The 19,050-nt window shown below is 64.8% G+C and carries 12 protein-coding genes; 7 read left to right on the top strand and 5 right to left on the bottom strand.

All coding sequences use genetic code 11. The features are described from left to right. Positions 1-228: 228 nt before the first annotated feature. Both E3O11_RS16705 and E3O11_RS16710 read right to left on the bottom strand, forming a co-directional pair. Positions 229-837 (bottom strand): hypothetical protein, encoded by a 609-nt coding sequence (locus tag E3O11_RS16705; protein ID WP_134495667.1) that lies wholly within the window; start codon positions 835-837, stop codon positions 229-231. Between the two features lie 85 nt (positions 838-922). Beyond that, positions 923-2,017 (bottom strand): carboxylate-amine ligase, encoded by a 1,095-nt coding sequence (locus E3O11_RS16710; RefSeq protein WP_092450727.1) that lies wholly within the window; start codon positions 2,015-2,017, stop codon positions 923-925. Between the two features lie 175 nt (positions 2,018-2,192). Here E3O11_RS16710 and E3O11_RS16715 point away from each other — a divergent pair, with 175 nt between their 5' ends. Continuing rightward, positions 2,193-4,466, top strand: coding sequence for a transglycosylase domain-containing protein (locus E3O11_RS16715; RefSeq protein WP_092450725.1), 2,274 nt, complete (start codon positions 2,193-2,195; stop codon positions 4,464-4,466). A 15-nt stretch (positions 4,467-4,481) separates the two neighbouring features. On the opposite strand, the gene E3O11_RS16720 is transcribed toward E3O11_RS16715, so the two are convergent. After that, complete coding sequence (locus tag E3O11_RS16720; RefSeq protein ID WP_092450724.1) at positions 4,482-7,919, bottom strand: DNA polymerase III subunit alpha; 3,438 nt, start codon at positions 7,917-7,919, stop codon at positions 4,482-4,484. After that, positions 7,916-8,188, bottom strand: a complete 273-nt coding sequence (locus E3O11_RS16725) for a hypothetical protein (protein WP_092450722.1) — start codon at positions 8,186-8,188, stop codon at positions 7,916-7,918. Before E3O11_RS16725 ends, E3O11_RS16720 begins: the two co-directional genes overlap by 4 nt. A gap of 234 nt (positions 8,189-8,422) precedes the next feature. Between E3O11_RS16725 and E3O11_RS16730 the strand changes: the two genes are divergently transcribed. The 6 genes from E3O11_RS16730 (at position 8,423) to fdhD (ending at position 16,730) form a co-directional block, all read left to right on the top strand. Next, entirely contained in the window at positions 8,423-9,565 is a 1,143-nt protein-coding gene (locus E3O11_RS16730; RefSeq protein ID WP_166787619.1) for a CdaR family transcriptional regulator, read from the top strand. A 72-nt stretch (positions 9,566-9,637) separates the two neighbouring features. Then, on the top strand, positions 9,638-10,810 hold the full coding sequence (locus E3O11_RS16735; protein WP_092450718.1) for a glycerate kinase: 1,173 nt from the start codon (positions 9,638-9,640) through the stop codon (positions 10,808-10,810). A 200-nt stretch (positions 10,811-11,010) separates the two neighbouring features. Beyond that, positions 11,011-13,050 carry a PhoX family protein gene (locus E3O11_RS16740; protein WP_241994768.1) on the top strand — a complete coding sequence of 680 codons (2,040 nt, stop codon included), beginning with the start codon at positions 11,011-11,013 and terminating at the stop codon, positions 13,048-13,050. A gap of 192 nt (positions 13,051-13,242) precedes the next feature. Then, positions 13,243-14,460, top strand: a complete 1,218-nt coding sequence (gene fdhA, locus E3O11_RS16745; RefSeq protein ID WP_092450714.1) for a formaldehyde dehydrogenase, glutathione-independent — start codon at positions 13,243-13,245, stop codon at positions 14,458-14,460. Positions 14,461-14,710: 250 nt separating this feature from the next. Beyond that, positions 14,711-15,829 (top strand): GTP 3',8-cyclase MoaA, encoded by a 1,119-nt coding sequence (gene moaA, locus E3O11_RS16750; protein WP_092450712.1) that lies wholly within the window; start codon positions 14,711-14,713, stop codon positions 15,827-15,829. A 49-nt stretch (positions 15,830-15,878) separates the two neighbouring features. Beyond that, on the top strand, positions 15,879-16,730 hold the full coding sequence (gene fdhD, locus E3O11_RS16755; protein WP_092450710.1) for a formate dehydrogenase accessory sulfurtransferase FdhD: 852 nt from the start codon (positions 15,879-15,881) through the stop codon (positions 16,728-16,730). 6 nt (positions 16,731-16,736) lie between these two features. Here the strand turns inward: fdhD and E3O11_RS16760 are convergent, their stop codons facing one another. Beyond that, positions 16,737-19,037: an FdhF/YdeP family oxidoreductase gene (locus E3O11_RS16760; RefSeq protein WP_092450708.1), complete on the bottom strand. Its 2,301-nt coding sequence runs from the start codon at positions 19,035-19,037 to the stop codon at positions 16,737-16,739. Positions 19,038-19,050: the final 13 nt, after the last annotated feature.

The following is a 19,050-nucleotide window of genomic DNA, read 5'->3' on the forward strand; positions in this document are numbered from 1 at the left end:
CGCACATGGCCGGTCGCACCTGGCTGCCCGCCGCGCCGCCGCCGGACCCAGTGGCCTTCCCCGTGCCGTCCGAAGTCGCAGACCCTTCGGCGAATACATCGACGCCGTGGCCATTGTTGAGTCCGCCCGAGATGATGTCCTCTGGACAATTCTCTGTTAGCGATTCTGAGACAGTGCATGCTGAGGCAGACGAAATACCGGGAAGGCAAAATGCCAGGAGAGTGCCTACTACGAGCGCTGACAGAAGTTTCTGCCGGACCATACGTCCTCCTTGTCGATGAGCAGTGCGGAAGGGGCCGCCGCGCTCGAGATAAAGCCCACTTGTAGTGGAATTCGATTTGTACGCTTGTCCGGAGTTGCGTCTGCGCCTGATGCGTCGAAGAGTTGAACAGAGGAAATATCTGAGCAGAGGTAGAGCTCGATTGAGACACCCCCGTGAGGTTCCATGGAATTGCGAATGAGCGACGCAGTGTCGTAGGTAGTGGCACCGCGGCTCACTAATCCTGTTTCGGAAAATCCCTCAAATCCGGTCAGGAGCTTGGGCAGATAGGCGGCGCTGGCCACGACCGCAATCCGGTCACCGTCGTTTCCGCCTTGTGCTGTGATTGAGTCTGAAAGCGCTTCGTACGCCGTATAGGCCGCCTCGGCGGCAGCGAGAGCTTCCTCGTCCGAGGCGAAGACCGGGGGTGTCGCGGTGGATTCGGCTGCCGCAGACGGCGTGGACCTGTCGGTCGGGGCGGGAGTGGCCATACATCCGCTCAGCAGACCGATGGAGACCAGCAGGACAGCGCTCGGCACGACGGCGTGCAGGGGACGGCGACGTAACGGGTTTCGCATGGGGTCACAGTAGACCGGATTGCTATAATCCCGTTTAAGTTCTCCACAGGCTAGTTTCAGGCCTCAAATAACGGTAGAGCTTTGGTCAGTCGTGCGCGGTCAGCGCGTGCTCGAGCAAAGCGGCGAGGGCCGACTGGCCTCCGGCGCGCATGGCGGCGCGCTGACGCTCCGCCCCGGTTCCCAGTCGCCGCGTGCGGGCCAGCAGAGTCTGGATGCGGTCGCGATTGCCGACCTCATCGATGGCGTCGCCGCAGTAGTGCAGCAGGGCATCCGTCACGGCGGTCGAACCCTCCAGGGTGCCAGACACGGGATTCAACAGGTTCGACTCCACGCCTTCGCGGGCAGCGTGCCAGAGCCCGGCATCGAGCAGTTCCGGCGCGATGTCGATGGGGGCGACATCCGTTTCGCTGTCGCGCAGGGCGGTCGTGACGAGCGCACGGGTCAGGGCGGCGAGCAGCAGGGTCGACGGCGCATCGAGCTGGGCGTCGCAGACGCGAATCTCCATGGTCGGATGTTCCAGGGGCAGCCGCGCATTCCACCAGATCGTGCGCAGGTCGTAGGTACCGCCGACGCCGACGAGCTGGCGAATCCGGCGGTCGTAATCGGCGGCATCCGTGAAGAGCGGCGGGCAGCCGATGGTGGACCAGCGGCGCATGTGCACGCTGCGCCAGCTCGAAAACCCGGTGTCCGCGCCGCGCCAGAACGGCGAATTCACCGCAAGCGCGAGCAGCGTGGGCAGCCAGACGCGCACCCGATTGAGTGCCTGTACACCGGCCTCGCGGTTCGGAATGCCGACGTGCACGTGCAGCCCGTTGATGAGGTGATCGGGCACGAGCCCCCGAAATTCGCTCTCGACCGTGTGGTACCGCTCGACATCGGTCACTTCCGGCCAGCCCTCGGTCTGGAACGGCGCTCCGACGCCGGCGGCCAGGACCCCACGGCTGAGGGCGGCCCGCGCCAGCCGCGACCGAAATGCCAGCAGATCAGCGGATGCCTCTTCGAAGCGTTCAAAGACCGGCGTCGACCGCTCGATCTGCGAGGCCAAAAACTCGTGGCTGACGAACCGGGAAATCGGAGCGCGGCCGAGAAGTTCCGCGTGCACCGCGTCGCCCACGTTTGCTGGCTGAAGCGTCGCCGGTTTGAGAAAGATGAATTCCTCTTCAATGCCGAACGTTCGCATGCATCACCTCCAGCACCTTTACCGGATAGTACCGGCAAACCGGAATCAAGCCGATACATTTTCGTAACGGACTGTCCACCATCTGATCACCCGCATTTGACTAGCATGTCCTTGACTCGCGAACCAATGCGCAGGCGTTGGCTCTCGCACTGGATGGCATCAGCTGGGAGTAAACGTGGTGCAGGTCACTCAGGTTCCAAGCAATTCAGCTCTGTCCCGTCGGCGCACACTGCACGGCGCGCTCGGTGGCCTGTTCGGTTGCGTGGCCATGAGCGTCGCGGCCGGTGTGCTCGTCACCGCATCGGTGACCCCGGTGGTTGCGCTCTCGGGCCTGGCCGCGACGAACACGATCTCGGTGTTCGAGAACCTGCCCGAGTACGTGAATATCGAGCCGCTGTCCCAGAAGAGCGACATCCTGGCGACGCGCAGCGACGGAACCGTCGAACTCCTCGCCTCCTTCTATGACCAAAATCGCATCGAGGTGAGTTGGGATGCGATCAGCCAATTCGCCAAGGACGCTGCGGTGTCGGGGGAGGATCCCCGGTTCTATGAGCACGGCGGGGTCGACCTGCAGGGCACGTTGCGGGCCACAGCGACGACGGTGGCCGGCGGAGACACGCAGGGCGGGTCATCCATCACGCAGCAATACGTGAAGAACGTGCTGGTGCAGAAGTGTGAGCTTCTCACCGACCAGCGCGCGCACGACGCCTGCTACACCGCAGCGACCGAGACCACCCCCGACCGCAAACTCAAGGAGATGCGGCTGGCCATCGGGGTGGAGAAGAAGTACAGCAAGCACGACATTTTGCGCCAGTATTTCAACATCACCGGATTCGGCGGCACGGTTTATGGAATCGAGGCCGCCGCCAACTACTATTTCAACACGACGGCTGCCTTACTCACCCTGCCGCAGGCGGCCAGCCTGGTGGCAATCGTGAACAACCCGGTCAAGTTTCAGCTCGACCAGCCCGCGAGCGAGACCAACGGTGCTGCCAACGGGTATGCCGCGAACAAACAACGTCGCGACTACATCTTGCGTGAAATGCTGCGCTACAAGAAGCTCAGTCGGGCCGATTTCGACGCCGCGATCGCCGCGCCGGTCGAACCGATCATCACCGAACCAAGTACCGGCTGCCAGACCGCAGTGGGCAATGCCTTCTTCTGCGATTATGTGACCAAGATTCTTCAGACCGACCCCACCTTCGGCGCCGATGCGGCCGCGCGCATGCTCAACTTTCGTCGGGGCGGCTACGACGTCTACACGACCCTAGACCTCGACGTGCAGAACGCGGCCGTGACCACCATGAACCAACAGGTTCCTAAGGTCTATGCCGGTGGCGATGTCGGCGCGATCATCACGAGCGTGCAGGTCGGCACCGGCCGGGTGCTCGCCATGACGCAGAACAAGGACTACAGCCAGGACCCGGCCGTGCAGGCGACCGGGGCCAACTACACCGGCATCAACTACGCCACCGACTATGCCGAGGGCGGCTCGAGTGGGTTCCAACCCGGATCGACCTACAAGGTGTTCACCCTGGCCGAGTGGCTCAAGGAAGGCCACTCCCTCAACGAACGGGTCGATTCCCGGCGCAAATCCAACTGGGGCACCTTCCAGGACAGCTGCTTCGGCCCGCAGAATTACGACAAGGAGAAACCACCCTGGAACCCGCGCAATGATGCCAACGAATCCGGCGCCAACTACAGTGCGCTGCAGGCCACCGTCGGCTCGATCAACACCGGCTTCATCGGAATGGCCAAGCGGCTCGACCTCTGCGGCATTCGCCAGACGGCTGAAGCATTCGGGGTGCACCGAGCCGACGGCAACCCGTTGTCGCAGTCCGCGGCATCCGTTATCGGAACCAACGAAATCGCACCCCTCACGATGGCCATCGCCTTCGCCGGCATCGCGAACAAGGGGGTGACCTGCTCGCCGATCGCCATCGACCGCATCGTCGGACCCGATGGAGTGGAGGTTCCGGTTCCGCCGTCGGTGTGCTCCCAATCGGTCGATGCCACGGTCGCCGCCGGCATGGCCTATGCCATGCGCCGGGTGATGCTCGGCGGCACCGGGCAGCAATCGAACTACAACACGAATCCGAATGTGCCCATGATCGGTAAGACCGGGACAACGGATGGCGCGAAAGACACCTGGATGAGCGGCGCGAGTACCAAGGTGGCGACCGTGGTCGCGGTGGTCAGCCTCACTGGGACGCTCAGTCAGCGGCGGCAATTCTTCGGCCGGGACCAGATCGCCACGGCACGCCACCGCATGTGGCCGGTCGTTATGTCGGCAGCGAACGCCAAGTACGGCGGTGACGCCTTCGAAGAACTGGCTCCCAAGTACATTCCACCGCCGAAGGTTGTGGCGCCACCGGTCGCCGCGCCGCCCCTTGATCCTGCACCGCCGGTCGCGCCACCGCCCGGGGATCCTGCCCCGCCTGGCCAATAACGCCGCCAGGAGACGTTACGCGCTCTGCGCGGCCTTGAGGTGGTGCAGGGTGCCGCCGCCGCGGCTACCGCCTGAATGTACGCCGTGCCCAGCCTGCGCGGCCAGTTCGGCGGCATACGCGGCCGCACTCGCCGCTTCCTCGGCGGCGGCGCGCTCAACGGCGTGCCGCTCCTTCACCTGCCTGGCCACGTCGAACAGATTCCAGATGTTCTCCCCGGTCACCGACACTCCGTGGGCGCCGGAGCGCCGGGTTCGACCGCGTACGAGCATGTAATTGGTCTGGAACACCTGCCCGCCGACCCGTTCCTGCGCGTCGTGAAAAAACACGACGTTGGCGACCGGTCCGGTGCCGTCGTCGAGGCTGATGAACACCACTCGGCGGCCGCCGCGCATCGGCGGCGTGTTGGTGGCCCGCCGCACTCCGGCGAGCAGCACCTCGGTGCCGCCGGGCAGGTTGCCGAGTTCGCTCGCCGGGGTCACCCCCAACTCGCGAAACAGCTCGTGAAAGCGTTTCATCTGGTGCGACCCGACGGCCAGATTCAGATCGAGCAGTTCCAGATCGGTTTGGGTGCGGCCGCGCAGCTCCAGCGAGGTGATGGCGCCCGCACGGTCACCGGAATAGCGCGGCACCGGCAGCTCCACCTCGAACGCGAGTTGGTCGGCGCGAATGACCACGGCGGTGCCGCGCAGTGACTGAATGTGCGCGAGCAGCTCGTGTCGCCGGGTGCGATCGTAGCCGATGAACGTGTCGAGGGCGCCCACCCGGGCGAGCGCCTCGAAGGTGCGCCGCCGGGGATGCACCCGGTCGCGAAAGTCCTGCAGCGATCCGAACGGCTGATGCTGCGCAATGCGTGCCCGCTCCGCCTCCGTGCTGCCGACGAGTTCGGGCAGCGCCAAACGGATGCCCTGGCTCCCGTCGGCGAGATCTTCTACCCGGTAGTCCAGCGCGCTCGACTGCACGTCGAGGGGGAGTACCGGCACCCCGAGCACCCTGGCCTCGGCGACGATGAGGTCCTTGGGCCACATGCCGGGGTCGTGGGTGAGCAGCCCGGCGAGAAAAGCCGCCGGGTGGTGGGTTTTCAGCCAGGCGGACTGGTAGGTGGGCAGGGCGAACGCGGCCCCGTGGGCCTTGGCGAAGCCGAAGCTGCCGAACCCCGCCAATACCGTCCAGATCTGGTCGATGACCTTCGTACTGAACCCGCGGGCGAGCGCTTTTTCGCGCAGGTACTCCTCAATTTGCGGTAGCTGCTCGGGCTTGCCCAGGTGCCGGCGAAAGACATCCGCTTTGCCGAGGCCGCAGCCGGTGAGTTCGTCGAACAGTCGCATGACCTGTTCGTGAAAGATCACGACGCCGTTCGTTTCGCGCAGAATCGGTTCGAAGCGGGGGTGGATGTAGTCGGGTATGACCTCGCCGTGCCGGGCCTGCAGATATTTGAGCGGCATGTTGTTCTTCATCGGGCCGGGGCGAAACAGCGAAATCTCCACGGTGAGGTCGTTGAACACCTCGGGTTGCAGCTTGCCGACGAGTTCCATCTGGCCGGGGGACTCGATCTGAAAGATGCCCAGGGTGCGGGTGGAGCGAATGAGCTCGAAGGTTTTCGCATCGTCGAGCGGCACCCGGTCGAGGTCGATGCTTTCGCCGGTGAGTCGGTGGTGCTCTTCGACGGCGTGCGCCATTGCCGACTGCATGCGCACGCCGAGAATGTCGAGTTTGATCAGGCCCATCGGGTCCATGTCGTGCTTGTCGTACTGCGACATGGGCAGGCCCATGCCGCTCGCCTGCACCGGGGTGCGGTCGAGCAGGCTCGCGTCGGAGAGGATCACGCCGCAGGGGTGCACCGAAATGTGCCGGGGGAGTCGGTCGAGTTTCGCGGTGAGGTCGACCAGCAGATCGAGTTGTTGCGATTCGCGCACCTCGGTGGCGAGGGCCTCGAGCTCGGGCTTCTCTTCGAGGGCGCGGCGAAAGTCGCGGGCGTTGAACCGCCACATCTGCTTGGCGATCACGTTGATCTGCGCGTCGGGCAGGCCGAGGGCGAGGCCGGCGTCGCGCACGGCGCCGCGGCCGCGGTAGGCGTTGGTCATCGACATGAGCGAGACCCGGTCGCTGCCGAAAGCGCGAAAGACCTCGCGGTAGATGTCGTGTCGCCGGGCCGACTCGACGTCGATGTCGATGTCGGGCAGCGTTTGGCGTTCGGGGGAGAGAAACCGCTCCCAGAGCAGCCCGTTTTCGATCGGTTCGACCGAGGAAGTGCGCAGCGCATAGTTGAGCACAGAGCCGACCCCGGAGCCGCGCGCCTGAATGCGGATGCCCATGCCGCGAATAATGTCGGCCACCCGGGACACGGTAAGAAAGTAGCTGGCAAAGCCTAAGTGCTCGACCGTTTTCATCTCGTGGGCGAGTTGGGCGTGGGCGGCCTCGACCGCGCGCGAGCCGCTCGCCGAGTACAGGTCGGCGATGCCGCTGCGAGCCCGACGCCAGAGTTCGGTGACCGGGTCGCCGGTGACGCCGATGATGCGCGCCTCCGGCATGCGCGGGCGCCCGAGGCCGATGTCGAGGGCTGGATCGAGGCTGCAGCGGTCAGCGAGCTGTTCGGTATCGCGCAGCAGCCGTTCGAGGGCGCCCGTGTCATGCAGGCCGGCGTCAACAACCATACGGGCCACCTGGCGCATTGCTCCGGCCGGTTTGAGCCAGGCCTGGCCGTTGGTCTGCGGGGTTTCGAGTTCGGCGAGCGGCAGCAGATAGCGCGCGGCGTCGGCGAGGTCGGCGGTGACCGCTTCTTCGGGGGTGCCGTACCGCACGGCATTGCTGAGCACCGCCGGTAGCCCGGCGTTCTCGGCGAGGGCAAGCATGCGGGTGGCCGGGGTCACGCTGCCGACCGTGCCGCTTTCGGCGAGGTGACAGACGACCTCGAGCACGACGGCCTGGGCGGGCAGGGCACGCTGCCAGTGGGCGAGCCGCGCCGCGGCATCCGTATTGTCACGCCGTGCGATCGCGAGACCGACGTCGGAGTCTGGGCCGAGTAGCACGGTGAGCGAAGCGAGGCCGGCCAGGTCGGCCAGCCGGGCGCGCGAGATGCTCGGCCCGGCGCTGCCGGTTGTGATCGCAGAGCGGTGACCGGCATCGGCGGCGTGAGCGGCACTGACCGCGCGGCAGAGTGCGGCGTACCCGCGACCGTTGGTGTCGCCGTGGGCGAGCACGACCACCCGGCCGAGCGAGCGGTACTCGTCGTCGTGCACGGCGAGTTCGGCGCCGAGCCCGGGGCGGATGCCCGCGGCAACGCAGGCGCGCACGTGTTTGACGGCGCCGTAGAGCCCGTCACGGTCGGTGACGGCGAGAAACGTTGCCCCCTGTGCGGCCGCCTGCTCGGCCAGAACTTCGGGAAGTGTCACCCCATAGTGGGTCGAGTAGGCGCTCGCGACGTGCAGGTGTGGGAAGTTCAGTGCGCTGTTCATCCCCAGTCCAATGCTAAAGTCCAGGATCCGTCCGTGCCGCGGCGCAGGTCGTATCGGTGCTGCTCTTCGCCGCCACGGCTGGCGTCGAGCCGCCACAGCTCGGTGTCGATGCGGGTGGGTGTTCCCTCGTTCTCCCACCAGCGGGTGCGCTTGAACACCGCCTGTGGTTGCCCGATGACGGTGTGCTCGAATCGATTCCAAATGAACGCGCGCGGGTCGCCATCGGCGGACAGCTCAACGTCAACCGGTGTATCAATGATCTGGGGCAAGGTGGCCTCCCTGTTCGGGTGCTGGTATTCGGGTGCATACGCACCGGCTGGTCACAAAAAAGCTGATGAGCCAGCCAGCGCTATAAAAGTGCTGTATTAAATTCGAACAAATATTGGAAAAAACCGATTCTTATAGAATGCATCTTCTATATGAAAAGTGTAGGTCAACCCACCGACACGCGCCACAAGAGATTGCGCGAGACCCATCCGCCGACCTCGATCTACGATGGTCAGGTGACTGACATCGTTCCGAGCGACGCCGTGCTGCCTGATACTGTGCAGATCAACCGGGCGCTCGCGCAGCGCCTGGTCGAGCAGGTCGCGCCGAGCCTCGTGCACAACGTCAACATCATGGATGCCGCAGGGCTGATCATCGGGTCGATGGACGCGTCACGTATCGGCACCCTGCACGACGGGGCGCGAAACGCCGCCGGACGCGGCGAGACGGTGCAGATTGCTCCCGGTGATGAGCACCAGGGCACCCGGCCGGGAGTGAATATTCCACTGATCCTCGATGGACGCGTCGCCGCGGTGGTCGGGGTCACCGGAACCCCCGCCGAAGTGTTGCCGGTGGCGCAGGTGCTCGTGCTCACTGTTCAGATGCTAATCATGCAGGAACGGCTGCGGGACAACGCGTCGTGGCGGGAATCGGTGACCCGGGACATCCTCTCGAGCCTGTCGTTGCGCAAGCTCACTGAAGGGCGCCTGATCGCGGCACTGCAGGGTATTGATGCTCCATTGCAGCCGCCGTGGAATCTGACCGGCATTCTGCATCTTGGAACCAGTCGTTCGGTGTTGTTGCTGCGTCAGCTGCGCGATGTATCCGGAGTCGTGGCCGCCGATATTCACGGTGCTGTCTGGGTGTTGAGCGGATCGTCGACCGCTCTCGGTCTCGCGCTGCTCCAGCAACGGTTGCAACAGCCCAGCTCCAAGTCCTTGCGATTTCTGACCGGGCGGGTTGGCGCGACGATGATGCAACTCACCGATGATGCCGAGCGCCTGAGCGCGCTGCTCGCCCGGCCCGGTCTCATCGGCACCGCAGTCGGAGAGCTGCGCTCCGAAATTCCGCTCGATTCCCTCGGCCTCGAACTGGCCATCGCCGTCTTGCCAGACGAGCTGCTGGGCGACGTGGCCGGGTCGGTGCTCGACCCGCTCGGCGAGGTTCTGCGCGAAACAGCGCGCGTGTTTCTGCGCGAAGAATTGTCGATCGCGCACACCGCGGCAGCGCTCGGCGTGCACCGCAATACCGTGGTGCAGCGACTCGATCGCATCGAGTTGCTCACCGGTCTGAATATTCGTCGGTTCAGTTGTGCCGTTTCGATGCGAGTCGCGTTGGCGGCAGATTCGGCCCAATATGTGCACAATGCACAGGTTTAACGACGTAAGTTGCCGGTAAATGTGGGTTCGTTCCACCTGAATATGTGCGTAATTCTGTTCTAGCCTGCATTAATGAATGGTCGCACGGCGCTGAAGCCGCTCACACTGGTCATCGCACCCGATTCGTTCAAGGGGAGTCTGAGTGCGGCCGATGCGGCAGATGCCATGGCGGCCGGGACACGGGGCGCTTGCCTCGCCCTCGGCCTGCCGGAGGCCCGGATCACGCTGTGCCCGATGGCCGATGGCGGCGAGGGAACGCTCGATGCCATCGCAGCGGTCTGGGGAGTCACGCCCCGCACCATGCTGACCGTCGATGCGCTCGGTCGCAGCCGCCGGGCTCGGTACGCGACCTCGGCCGACGGCCGCATCGGTCTGATCGAGGCGGCCGAGTCCAATGGCCTGCCGCTGGTAGCGGATGCCGTGCCCAAGCCCCACCGCGCCGACACCTTCGGGGTCGGTTTGCTCGCCCGCGAACTGCTCGATCAAAACGTTGCAGAGATTCTGGTTTGCGTCGGCGGCTCGGCCAGCACCGACGGTGGAACAGGTCTGTTGGCTGGCCTAGGCGCGCGGTTTCTTGACGCTGCCGGCACCCCCGTCGCTCCCGGCGGCGCCGGGCTGGCCCGGATTGCCTTGATCGACCTGAGCGAGCTGCACCCACGCGCCCGCACCGTGCGCTGGCGCCTCGCCGTCGACGTGAACAATCCACTCTGTGGCCCCACCGGTGCCGCTGCCGTTTTCGGTCCGCAAAAGGGTGCACAGCCCCGCGATATCGCTGAGCTCGACGCCGGCCTGGCCCACCTCGCCGCGATTGTACTCGATATGACCGGCGAGGACATGACCGACCGGCCCGGAGCGGGGGCGGCCGGCGGCATGCCGGCCACTCTCGTTCCACTGCTTCGGGCCGAGTTGGTTCCCGGCTCCACCCTGGTAGCGGATGCCGTCGGCCTGCCCCACAAAATGGCCAACGCCGACCTCGTACTCACCGGTGAAGGCAGCTTCGACTCCCAGTCCCTCGGCGGCAAGGTGGCCGTGGCTGTCGCTCGTCTCGCACCGGCAGGATGCCCGGTCGTCGTCATCGCCGGGCGGGTGGCGCTGTCTGCGGCCGACACCGCGGCATCCGGTGTTGCTGCCGCGTTCTCGATCGCCGGTGGGCCGGCAACGCTCGACGACCTGCAGCAGAATGCGGCCGCACGGGTACGCGAAACCACGGCACACGCCGTCGCACTCTTCCTGCACTCTCGCTAGCGGCCCCGAGCGTTCATGGTCCGTTCATCAACGGGCCACAAGGCTGTCGTGAATCGGAGAGGGGACAGCGAGAGAGTGGTTCTATCCCCAGTTCGGGGACCAAAACGACCACGAGGAGCGCCCGCATGCTGAGCAACGAATCCACCGGCCCCCGCCGGCACGCCCCAGCTCGTGACCGGCCATTGCTTCCGCTCCTTCCCATGCAGGGGCACACCCTCGGCAAACGCAGCGCCGTCACCTGCCACCTCAAGTGCGCGGATGCCTGCTTTCACCCGGTACCCAATGAGAGCTCGAACGACTACTTTCGCGACATCGTGGGGGCCGCGATGAGCCGTCGTTCCCTGCTCGTGGGGGCTGGCGTCGGCGCCGCCGCCATCCTGCTCGGTTCCGGCGAACCCGCTCCCGCCATGGCCGTGCCGGGCGGCCCGGCCGGCGCTGCTGGCCGTGGCCTCGCGTTCGCCCCCATCGCTCCAGTTCCGGCTGCCGTTGACTCTTTCGTGGTTCCGACGGGCTATTCCTGGAACCCGATCATCCGCTGGGGCGACCCGCTCTTCGCCGCCACCGATCGTTTCGACCCCGAACACCAGAGCGCCGCATTGCAGGCCCGCCAGTTCGGCTACAACAATGACTACCTCGACATCATCGAGAGCAAGGGACCAAAGGGACGCTCCGGCATCCTCGTCACCAACCATGAGTACACCAACGAGGGCATCATGTTTTCGCCAGCGCTCACTGCGGTCGAAGCGGATGAGCAGCGTCGCGTGGCCATGATGGCCCACGGCATGTCCGTGGTCGCCCTCGAACGGAAGCACGCCGGCCAACCCTGGACCTACCGCGTGGGTGACCCCCTCAACCGCCGCATCACCGCGAGCACACCGTTCACCGTCACCGGCCCGGCCGCCGGAAGCGCCCTGCTGAAGACCTCGGCGGACCCGACGGGCCGAACCGTGCTCGGCACCCTCGGCAACTGCGCCGGCGGCACCACACCCTGGGGCACGGTGCTGTCCGGTGAAGAAAACTTCAACGGATACTTCCGCACGAACGGCACCAGCACAGCTGATGCCCGCTACGGCCTGGCAAATCGCCCCACCGGTCGACTCTGGGAGCAGATCGACGACCGCTTCGACGCCACCGTCGCCGGCAACGAGAACGAGCCCAACCGATTCGGTTGGATCGTGGAGATCGATCCGGAGGCACCGAACGAGCCCCCGGTCAAGCACACTGCGCTCGGCCGGTTCAAGCACGAGGGGGCCAATGTCATCGTTGGAAAGACCGGCCACGTCGCCGCCTACATGGGCGACGACGAGCGCTTCGACTATCTCTACAAGTTTGTCTCCTTCGATCGCTTCGACAAGAAGAAGGGCCCGAAGGCACGCACCCACAACAAGTCCCTGCTCACCCGGGGATCCCTCTACGTGGCTCGCTTCACTGGAAACTCGCCAGAGCGCGAGATCACCGGCACCGGCCAGCTACCCGCCGACGGCCTCTTCGACGGCACCGGTCAGTGGGTGGCGCTCGTCATCGACGGCGTCTGCCAGGTTCCTGGCTTCAGCACTGACGATGCCCTCGTGAACACCCGTCTGGTAGCGGATGCCGTCGGCGCCACCAAAATGGACCGTTGCGAAGACGTCGAGCCGAGCCCGGTGACCGGCAAGATCTATGTCGCCTGCACCAACAACACCGATCGCGGCGCGCTCGGTCAGGAAGGCGCCACCGAGCCCAACCCCCGGGTGGCCAACCGCGACGGCCACATCGTAGAGATCACCGAAACCGGTTCTGACGCGACCTCGGTGACCTTTGACTGGAACCTGCTGCTGGTTTGCGGAGACCCCGCGACGAACACGAGCACCTACTTCGCCGGTTTTCCAAGCGAGAAGGTGTCGCCCATCTCCTGCCCCGACAACGTGGCTTTCGACGTCCAGGGCAACCTGTGGATCTCCACCGACGGCGCGCCGAACACAATCGGATACTGCGACGGACTGTTCAAAGTGCCGCTCACCGGCCCCGAGCGTGGCCGGGTGCAGCAGTTCCTCTCAGTGCCGCGCGAGGCCGAAACCTGCGGTCCGGTCATCCGCTCTGAGCAATCGATGGTCTACGTCGCCGTGCAGCACCCGGGGGAAAGAGGCAGCTGGGCGGCCCAGTCGAGCCGATTCCCCGACTATGTTCCGCTCGGCGCACCCGTGCCGGCCGGTGCCTGGACCGGTCCACGGCCATCCGTTGTGCAGGTCTGGAAGGTCTGAGACGCTCACCGGTCTGGTCGTGCCGTAGTCCTGAAAGGGGGGCGCGAACTGGCAATTTGCTGATTGTAATTTCAGTTGAGCGGTGATGGAGTGGAGGAGCTGCCGTCACACGCAGCGTTCAGGAACATCCAGTGCCGATCGGGTCGTGCCCAACACATCATCCTGATCAGCGTAAAACCAGGAAGGTAGTTCATGACGGGGAACAGAGCAGTTGCCTACAAGAGCCCGGGTGTCGTCGAGGTAATCGACATTGATTACCCGAGTTTCGAGCTGAAAGACGGGCCGGGCGTCAACCCGGAAAACGTGGGACGCAAGGTGCCCCACGGAGTCATTCTCAAGACCGTGACCACCAATATCTGCGGCTCCGACCAGCACATGGTGCGCGGCCGCACGACCGCACCGGCGAACCTGGTGCTGGGTCACGAAATCACCGGCGAAGTGGTCGAAGCAGGCCCCGACGTCGAATTCATCAAGGTGGGCGACATCGTGTCCGTGCCGTTCAACATCAGCTGCGGTCGCTGTCGCAACTGCAAGGAACGCAAGACCGGCATCTGCCTCAACGTCAACCCGGACCGTCCTGGTAGTGCATATGGTTACGTCGACATGGGCGGTTGGGTGGGAGGCCAGGCCGAGTACGTGCTGGTTCCCTATGCCGACTGGAACCTGCTGAAGTTTCCCGACCGAGACCAGGCGCTCGAAAAGATCATGGACCTCACCATGCTGTCCGACATCTTCCCGACCGGATTCCACGGGGCCTACACTGCCGGTGCCGGCGTCGGAACGACCGTGTACGTGGCCGGAGCCGGACCGGTGGGCCTCGCGGCCGCCGTCTCGGCGCAGCTGCTCGGTGCGGCCGTCGTCATTGTCGGTGATATGAACGCGGATCGTCTCGCGCAGGCCAGAAGCTTCGGCTGCGAGACCATCGACCTCAGCAAAGGCGAGCCGGGGGAGCAGATTGAACAGATCCTCGGCGTGCCAGAGGTTGACGCCGGTGTTGACGCCGTGGGCTTCGAGGCGCGTGGTCACGGTAAGGACGCCGACCACGAGGCTCCGGCCACCGTGCTCAACTCGCTCATGACGGTCACCGCCGCCGGCGGTGCCCTCGGCATTCCCGGCCTCTACGTCACGGGCGACCCGGGCGCCAAGGAAAAGGCCGCTCAGGTGGGCTCACTGTCGATTCGGCTGGGCCTCGGCTGGGCCAAGTCGCTGTCGTTCACCACCGGCCAGTGCCCGGTGATGAAGTACAACCGCCAGCTGATGATGGCGATCCTGCACGACAAGGTACAGATTGCCAAGGCTGTCAACGCCCAGGCCATCAGCCTCGAAGATGCCCCGCGTGGCTACGCCGAATTCGACGCCGGCGCGGCGACGAAATACGTGCTGAACCCCAACGGCTACGTCAAGGGCTAACAGCAGATAGGTGAATGGCCCGCCCGGGAATTCTCCCGGGCGGGCCATTCCTGTATCGGCGTCATCAGCATCCGCGCACCGCGTGGCTTATTCAGGAAATCCGACCCGAATCTGCGCGAATAGCGTCGGATCCGTTCAGAAATTGAGATAATTCCTGAATTAGCCACGGAATCAGGCCGCGAGCCGCGGCATCAGCTTAGAACCGGTGTTCTCGGTATCCCCGGGCGGAGCGCGGGGTTAGGGTGGAAACATGACCGGCGCCGACCTTGCACAACCAGCTCCGCGCTTCTATCGAGAGCGCTCGGACATTCCGGTGGACCTGGAAACGCCCACCGGCACCGTGACCGACCGGCTGAACCGGCCGTTGCACGACCTGCGCCTCAGCGTCACCGACCGCTGCAACTTTCGCTGCGTCTACTGCATGCCGAAGGAGATCTTCGGCCGGGACTTCGCGTTCATGGAACACGACGAACTGCTCAGCTTCGAGGAACTCACCCGGCTCGCGCGCGTGGCCGTCGCCCATGGCGTTGAGAAGATTCGGCTGACCGGCGGTGAACCACTGCTGCGTAGGGGGCTTGAAGACCTCATCGCCCTGCTGGCCGAGCTGCGCACCCCCGACGGCCGTGAGATCGACATTGCCCTGACCACGAACGGGTCGGCGCTGGCCGTGAAGGCGCAGGCGCTCAAGGATGCCGGCCTGAAGCGCGTCACGGTGTCGCTCGACTCGCTTGACGACACCACGTTTCGCACCATGAACGACGTGAAGTTTCCGGTCGCGAAGGTGCTGCACGGCATCGACGTGGCCGAAGCCGTCGGCCTCGGCCCGATCAAGGTCAACATGGTCGTGCAGCGCGGCAAGAACGACCAGGACATCGTCGCCATGGCCCGGCATTTCAAGGACACCCCCTACATTTTGCGGTTCATCGAGTTTATGGACGTCGGTTCGAGCAACGGCTGGGAGATGGGCGCCGTCGTTCCGTCGAAGGACGTGATCGCGCGCATCCACGCCGAGCTGCCGCTTGAAGAGATCGCCCCGAACTACAGCGGCGAGACCTCCCGCCGCTGGCGCTACCAGGACGGCGGCGGCGAGATCGGCGTCATCTCGAGCGTCACCCAGAACTTCTGCCAGACCTGCTCGCGCGCCCGCGTGTCGACCGATGGCAAGCTGTTCACCTGCCTGTTCGCCACCGAGGGCCACGACCTGCGGGCGCTCATGCGCGGCGGATGCTCCGACGCAGAACTCTCCACCGTTATGGCGCACCTCTGGCGGGAGCGCACCGACCGCTATTCGCAGCTGCGGAGCGCGAAGACCAGTGAGCTGCGGGCGTCTGGTGCCAAGAAAATCGAAATGTCCTACATCGGCGGCTAATCGGAAAGGCTGGAGTGCGGTACCGGCACCAGCGTGGGAGACTTTAAGAATGAACAGAATTACCGCGCGACGCAAAATTACCCGAATCACCGTCGGTGCCCAGCCTCTGGCTGGCGAGGATCTGCTTGCGGTCGAAGAACCGCTGGAAATTCGAGTGAACGGCCGCCGCCTTGCCGTCACGATGCGTACCCCGGGTAACGACATCGACCTTGCGGCGGGGTTTCTGGTCTCGGAGGGCGTCATCACGCAGGGCGACGATTTTAATTCGGCCCGCTACTGCGCTGGGGCGATCGACGGGGTCAACACCTATAACGTGCTGGACGTCACCCTCGGTGCCGGCGTCGCGCCACCGGAACGGAGCTTGGAGCGCTCCCTCATCACCAACAGCTCGTGTGGCCTGTGCGGCAAGGAGAGCATCGATGCCGTGCGCACCAAATCAGTCTTTGAGATAGCGGATGACGCGGTGCGAGTGACTGCCGAATTGCTCACAACTTTTCCCGACAAGCTGCGCGCGGGGCAGAACGTGTTCGAGAAGACCGGCGGCATTCACGCGGCCGGCCTGTTCGATGCCGCTTCCGGCGAAATGCTCGTGCTGCGCGAAGACGTCGGCCGGCACAACGCCGTCGACAAGGTCATCGGCTGGGCGGTCAAGGAGAACAGGCTGCCGCTGACCGGCACGGTGCTCATGGTATCGAGCAGGGCGAGTTTCGAACTCACCCAGAAGGCCCTGATGGCGGGCATTCCCGTGCTCGCGGCGGTCTCGGCGCCCTCGTCACTCGCCGCGGAGTTCGCCGTCGAGGTTGGCATGACCCTGGTCGGCTTTCTCCGCGGCAACTCCATGGTCGTCTATGCCGGCGGCGACCGGATCATCGACGCACACAGTGACGAGCAGGCCGCCTGACTCAGGCTAGGCAGCGGCGCCGGCCGGAACGAAGCGCACGGTCATGGCCTTGTAACCGGGGGTGTTCGATTCGCGGGCCACGAGCTCGCGGTGCATGAGTGCGTTCGCCTCCGGAAAGTACGCAGCCGCGCAACCGCGCGGTGTCGGATAGACCACGAGGCGGAACGTGTTGGCTCGACGCTCGACGCCCTGGTACGTGCTGATCACGTCGACCATATCGCGGTCGGCGAAGCCCAGCTCGGTGACATCGTCTTCGTGGATGAGGATGACGCGACGACCGTTCTTGATGCCGCGGTAGCGGTCGTCAAGACCGTAGAACGTGGTGTTGTACTGGTCATGGCTGCGGATGGTCTGCAGAATCAAGTGACCCTCTGGCGCCGACAGGTACTCGATCGGGCTCACCGTGAACCGGGCCAGACCAATATCGGTGGCAAAGCTGCGCGTATCGCGCGGCGGGTTGGGCAGCACGAACCCATTCTTGGTCTTGAGTCGAACGTTGAAGTCGACGAAGCCGGGTACGACGCGGGAGATGTGGTCACGAACGACGTCGTAGTCTTCCGCCATCGCCTTCCAATCGACGGGGTGGTCTTCTCCGAGCGTGGCGTTGGCCATGCGGGCAATGATCACCGGTTCGGCGAGGAGGTGCTCAGACACCGGCTCGAGGCGTCCCTGAGTGGTGCGAACGACTGACATCGAGTCTTCCACTGAGAGCACCTGGCGGCCCGACGGATGCTTGTCATCGGTATCCGTTCGGCCGAGCGTCGGCAGGATGAGCGAGGTCAAACCGTGCATAACGTGCGAGCGATTGGGTTTGGTCGACACATGCACGGTGAGACCGACGCGCTGCATGGCTTTCTCCAGCAGGTCGGTATCGGAGCAAGCCAGGGCGAAGTTGCCGCCCATGGAGACGAATACGTCGACGCGGTCGTGCACGAAGGCATCCACCGTGTCGACGGAGTCGAGGCCATGCTCCCGCGGGGATACGATGCCGAACTCGGCGTCGAGGGCGGCGAGCATGGGCTCCTTCGGCTTTTCCCACACACCCATGGTGCGGTCGCCCTGCACGTTGGAGTGGCCGCGTACCGGGCAGGCGCCTGCGCCGGGCTTGCCGAAGTTGCCCTGCAGGAGCAACAGGTTGATGATCTCCTTGAGGGTGTTCACCGAGTGCGGCTGCTGGGTCAGTCCGAGCGCCCAGCAGATGATGGTGGCCTTGCTCGCGATGAGCAGTTGCGCCACCGTCTCGATCGCGGCACGGTCCAGGCCGGTGGCTTTTTTCGTTTCGGCCCAGTCGATCACCGATCGGGCGGCTCGATAGGCGTCGATTCCGTCGGTGTTCGCGGCGACGAACTCGTGGTCGATGACCGACCCCGGTACGCGGGCCTCCTCTTCGAGCAACAGATGACCGAGCGCCTGGAACAGGGCCAGGTCACCGCCGACCTTGATCTGCAGAAACTCATCAGCCAGGTTGGTGCCCTTGCCGACGACGCCCTTCGGAGTCTGCGGGTCCATGAAGTTGAACAGTCCCGCTTCGGGCAGAGGGTTGACGGCCACAATCTTGCCGCCGTTGTCCTTGCATTCGGCCAAGGCGGACAGCATGCGCGGGTGGTTGGTGCCCGGGTTCTGGCCGACCACCATAATGAGTTCGGCCTGGTGGATGTCTTCGAGCGAGACCGTACCCTTGCCGATGCCGATCGTGGGGTTCAGTGCTGAGCCGGAGGACTCGTGGCACATATTGGAGCAGTCGGGCAGGTTATTGGTGCCGATCGATCTGGCGAACAGCTGGTACATGAACGCCGACTCGTTGGCGGTGCGGCCAGACGTGTAGAAGACGGTGCGGTCGGGCACCGTGGCGCGAATCTGCTCACCGATGAGCTCAAAAGCATCATCCCAGGAGATCTGCGAGTAGTGCGTGTCGCCCGGGCGAATGACGACGGGGTGCGTAATGCGGCCCTGGTTTCCGAGCCAATACTCGGTCTTGGTGGCGAGCTCGGCGATGGAATGCTCTGCCCAGAACTCGGGCGTCACCGTGCGAAGCGTGCTCTCTTCAGCGACGGCCTTCGCGCCGTTTTCGCAGAATTCTGCGGTCTTGCGATGTCCCTGTGATTCCGGCCACGCGCATCCGGGACAGTCGGTGCCGTCGCGCTGGTTGAGGCGCAGCAGCGACCGTGCGGTGCGAACGAGACCAGCCTGGGCAATACCCCGATCGAGCGCCACCGCTACGGCTTGGATGCCAGCAGCGTGGGTCTTGGGCGCGGTGACGACAAGATTATTTTCGTTGATGTCGTCGATAGGTGCTGAACGTGTCATATATATATACTGC

Source organism: Cryobacterium levicorallinum (assembly GCF_004402405.1).
Taxonomy (GTDB): domain Bacteria; phylum Actinomycetota; class Actinomycetes; order Actinomycetales; family Microbacteriaceae; genus Cryobacterium; species Cryobacterium levicorallinum.

Coding starts and splice junctions, on each gene's coding strand:
- E3O11_RS16705 (WP_134495667.1), bottom strand. CDS start 837: ATGCGAAACCCGTTACGTCGCCGTCCCCTGCACGCCGTCGTGCCGAGC.
- E3O11_RS16710 (WP_092450727.1), bottom strand. CDS start 2,017: ATGCGAACGTTCGGCATTGAAGAGGAATTCATCTTTCTCAAACCGGCG.
- E3O11_RS16720 (WP_092450724.1), bottom strand. CDS start 7,919: ATGAACAGCGCACTGAACTTCCCACACCTGCACGTCGCGAGCGCCTAC.
- E3O11_RS16735 (WP_092450718.1), top strand. CDS start 9,638: ATGAATGGTCGCACGGCGCTGAAGCCGCTCACACTGGTCATCGCACCC.
- E3O11_RS16740 (WP_241994768.1), top strand. CDS start 11,011: ATGCAGGGGCACACCCTCGGCAAACGCAGCGCCGTCACCTGCCACCTC.
- fdhA (WP_092450714.1), top strand. CDS start 13,243: ATGACGGGGAACAGAGCAGTTGCCTACAAGAGCCCGGGTGTCGTCGAG.
- moaA (WP_092450712.1), top strand. CDS start 14,711: ATGACCGGCGCCGACCTTGCACAACCAGCTCCGCGCTTCTATCGAGAG.
- fdhD (WP_092450710.1), top strand. CDS start 15,879: ATGAACAGAATTACCGCGCGACGCAAAATTACCCGAATCACCGTCGGT.
- E3O11_RS16760 (WP_092450708.1), bottom strand. CDS start 19,037: ATGACACGTTCAGCACCTATCGACGACATCAACGAAAATAATCTTGTC.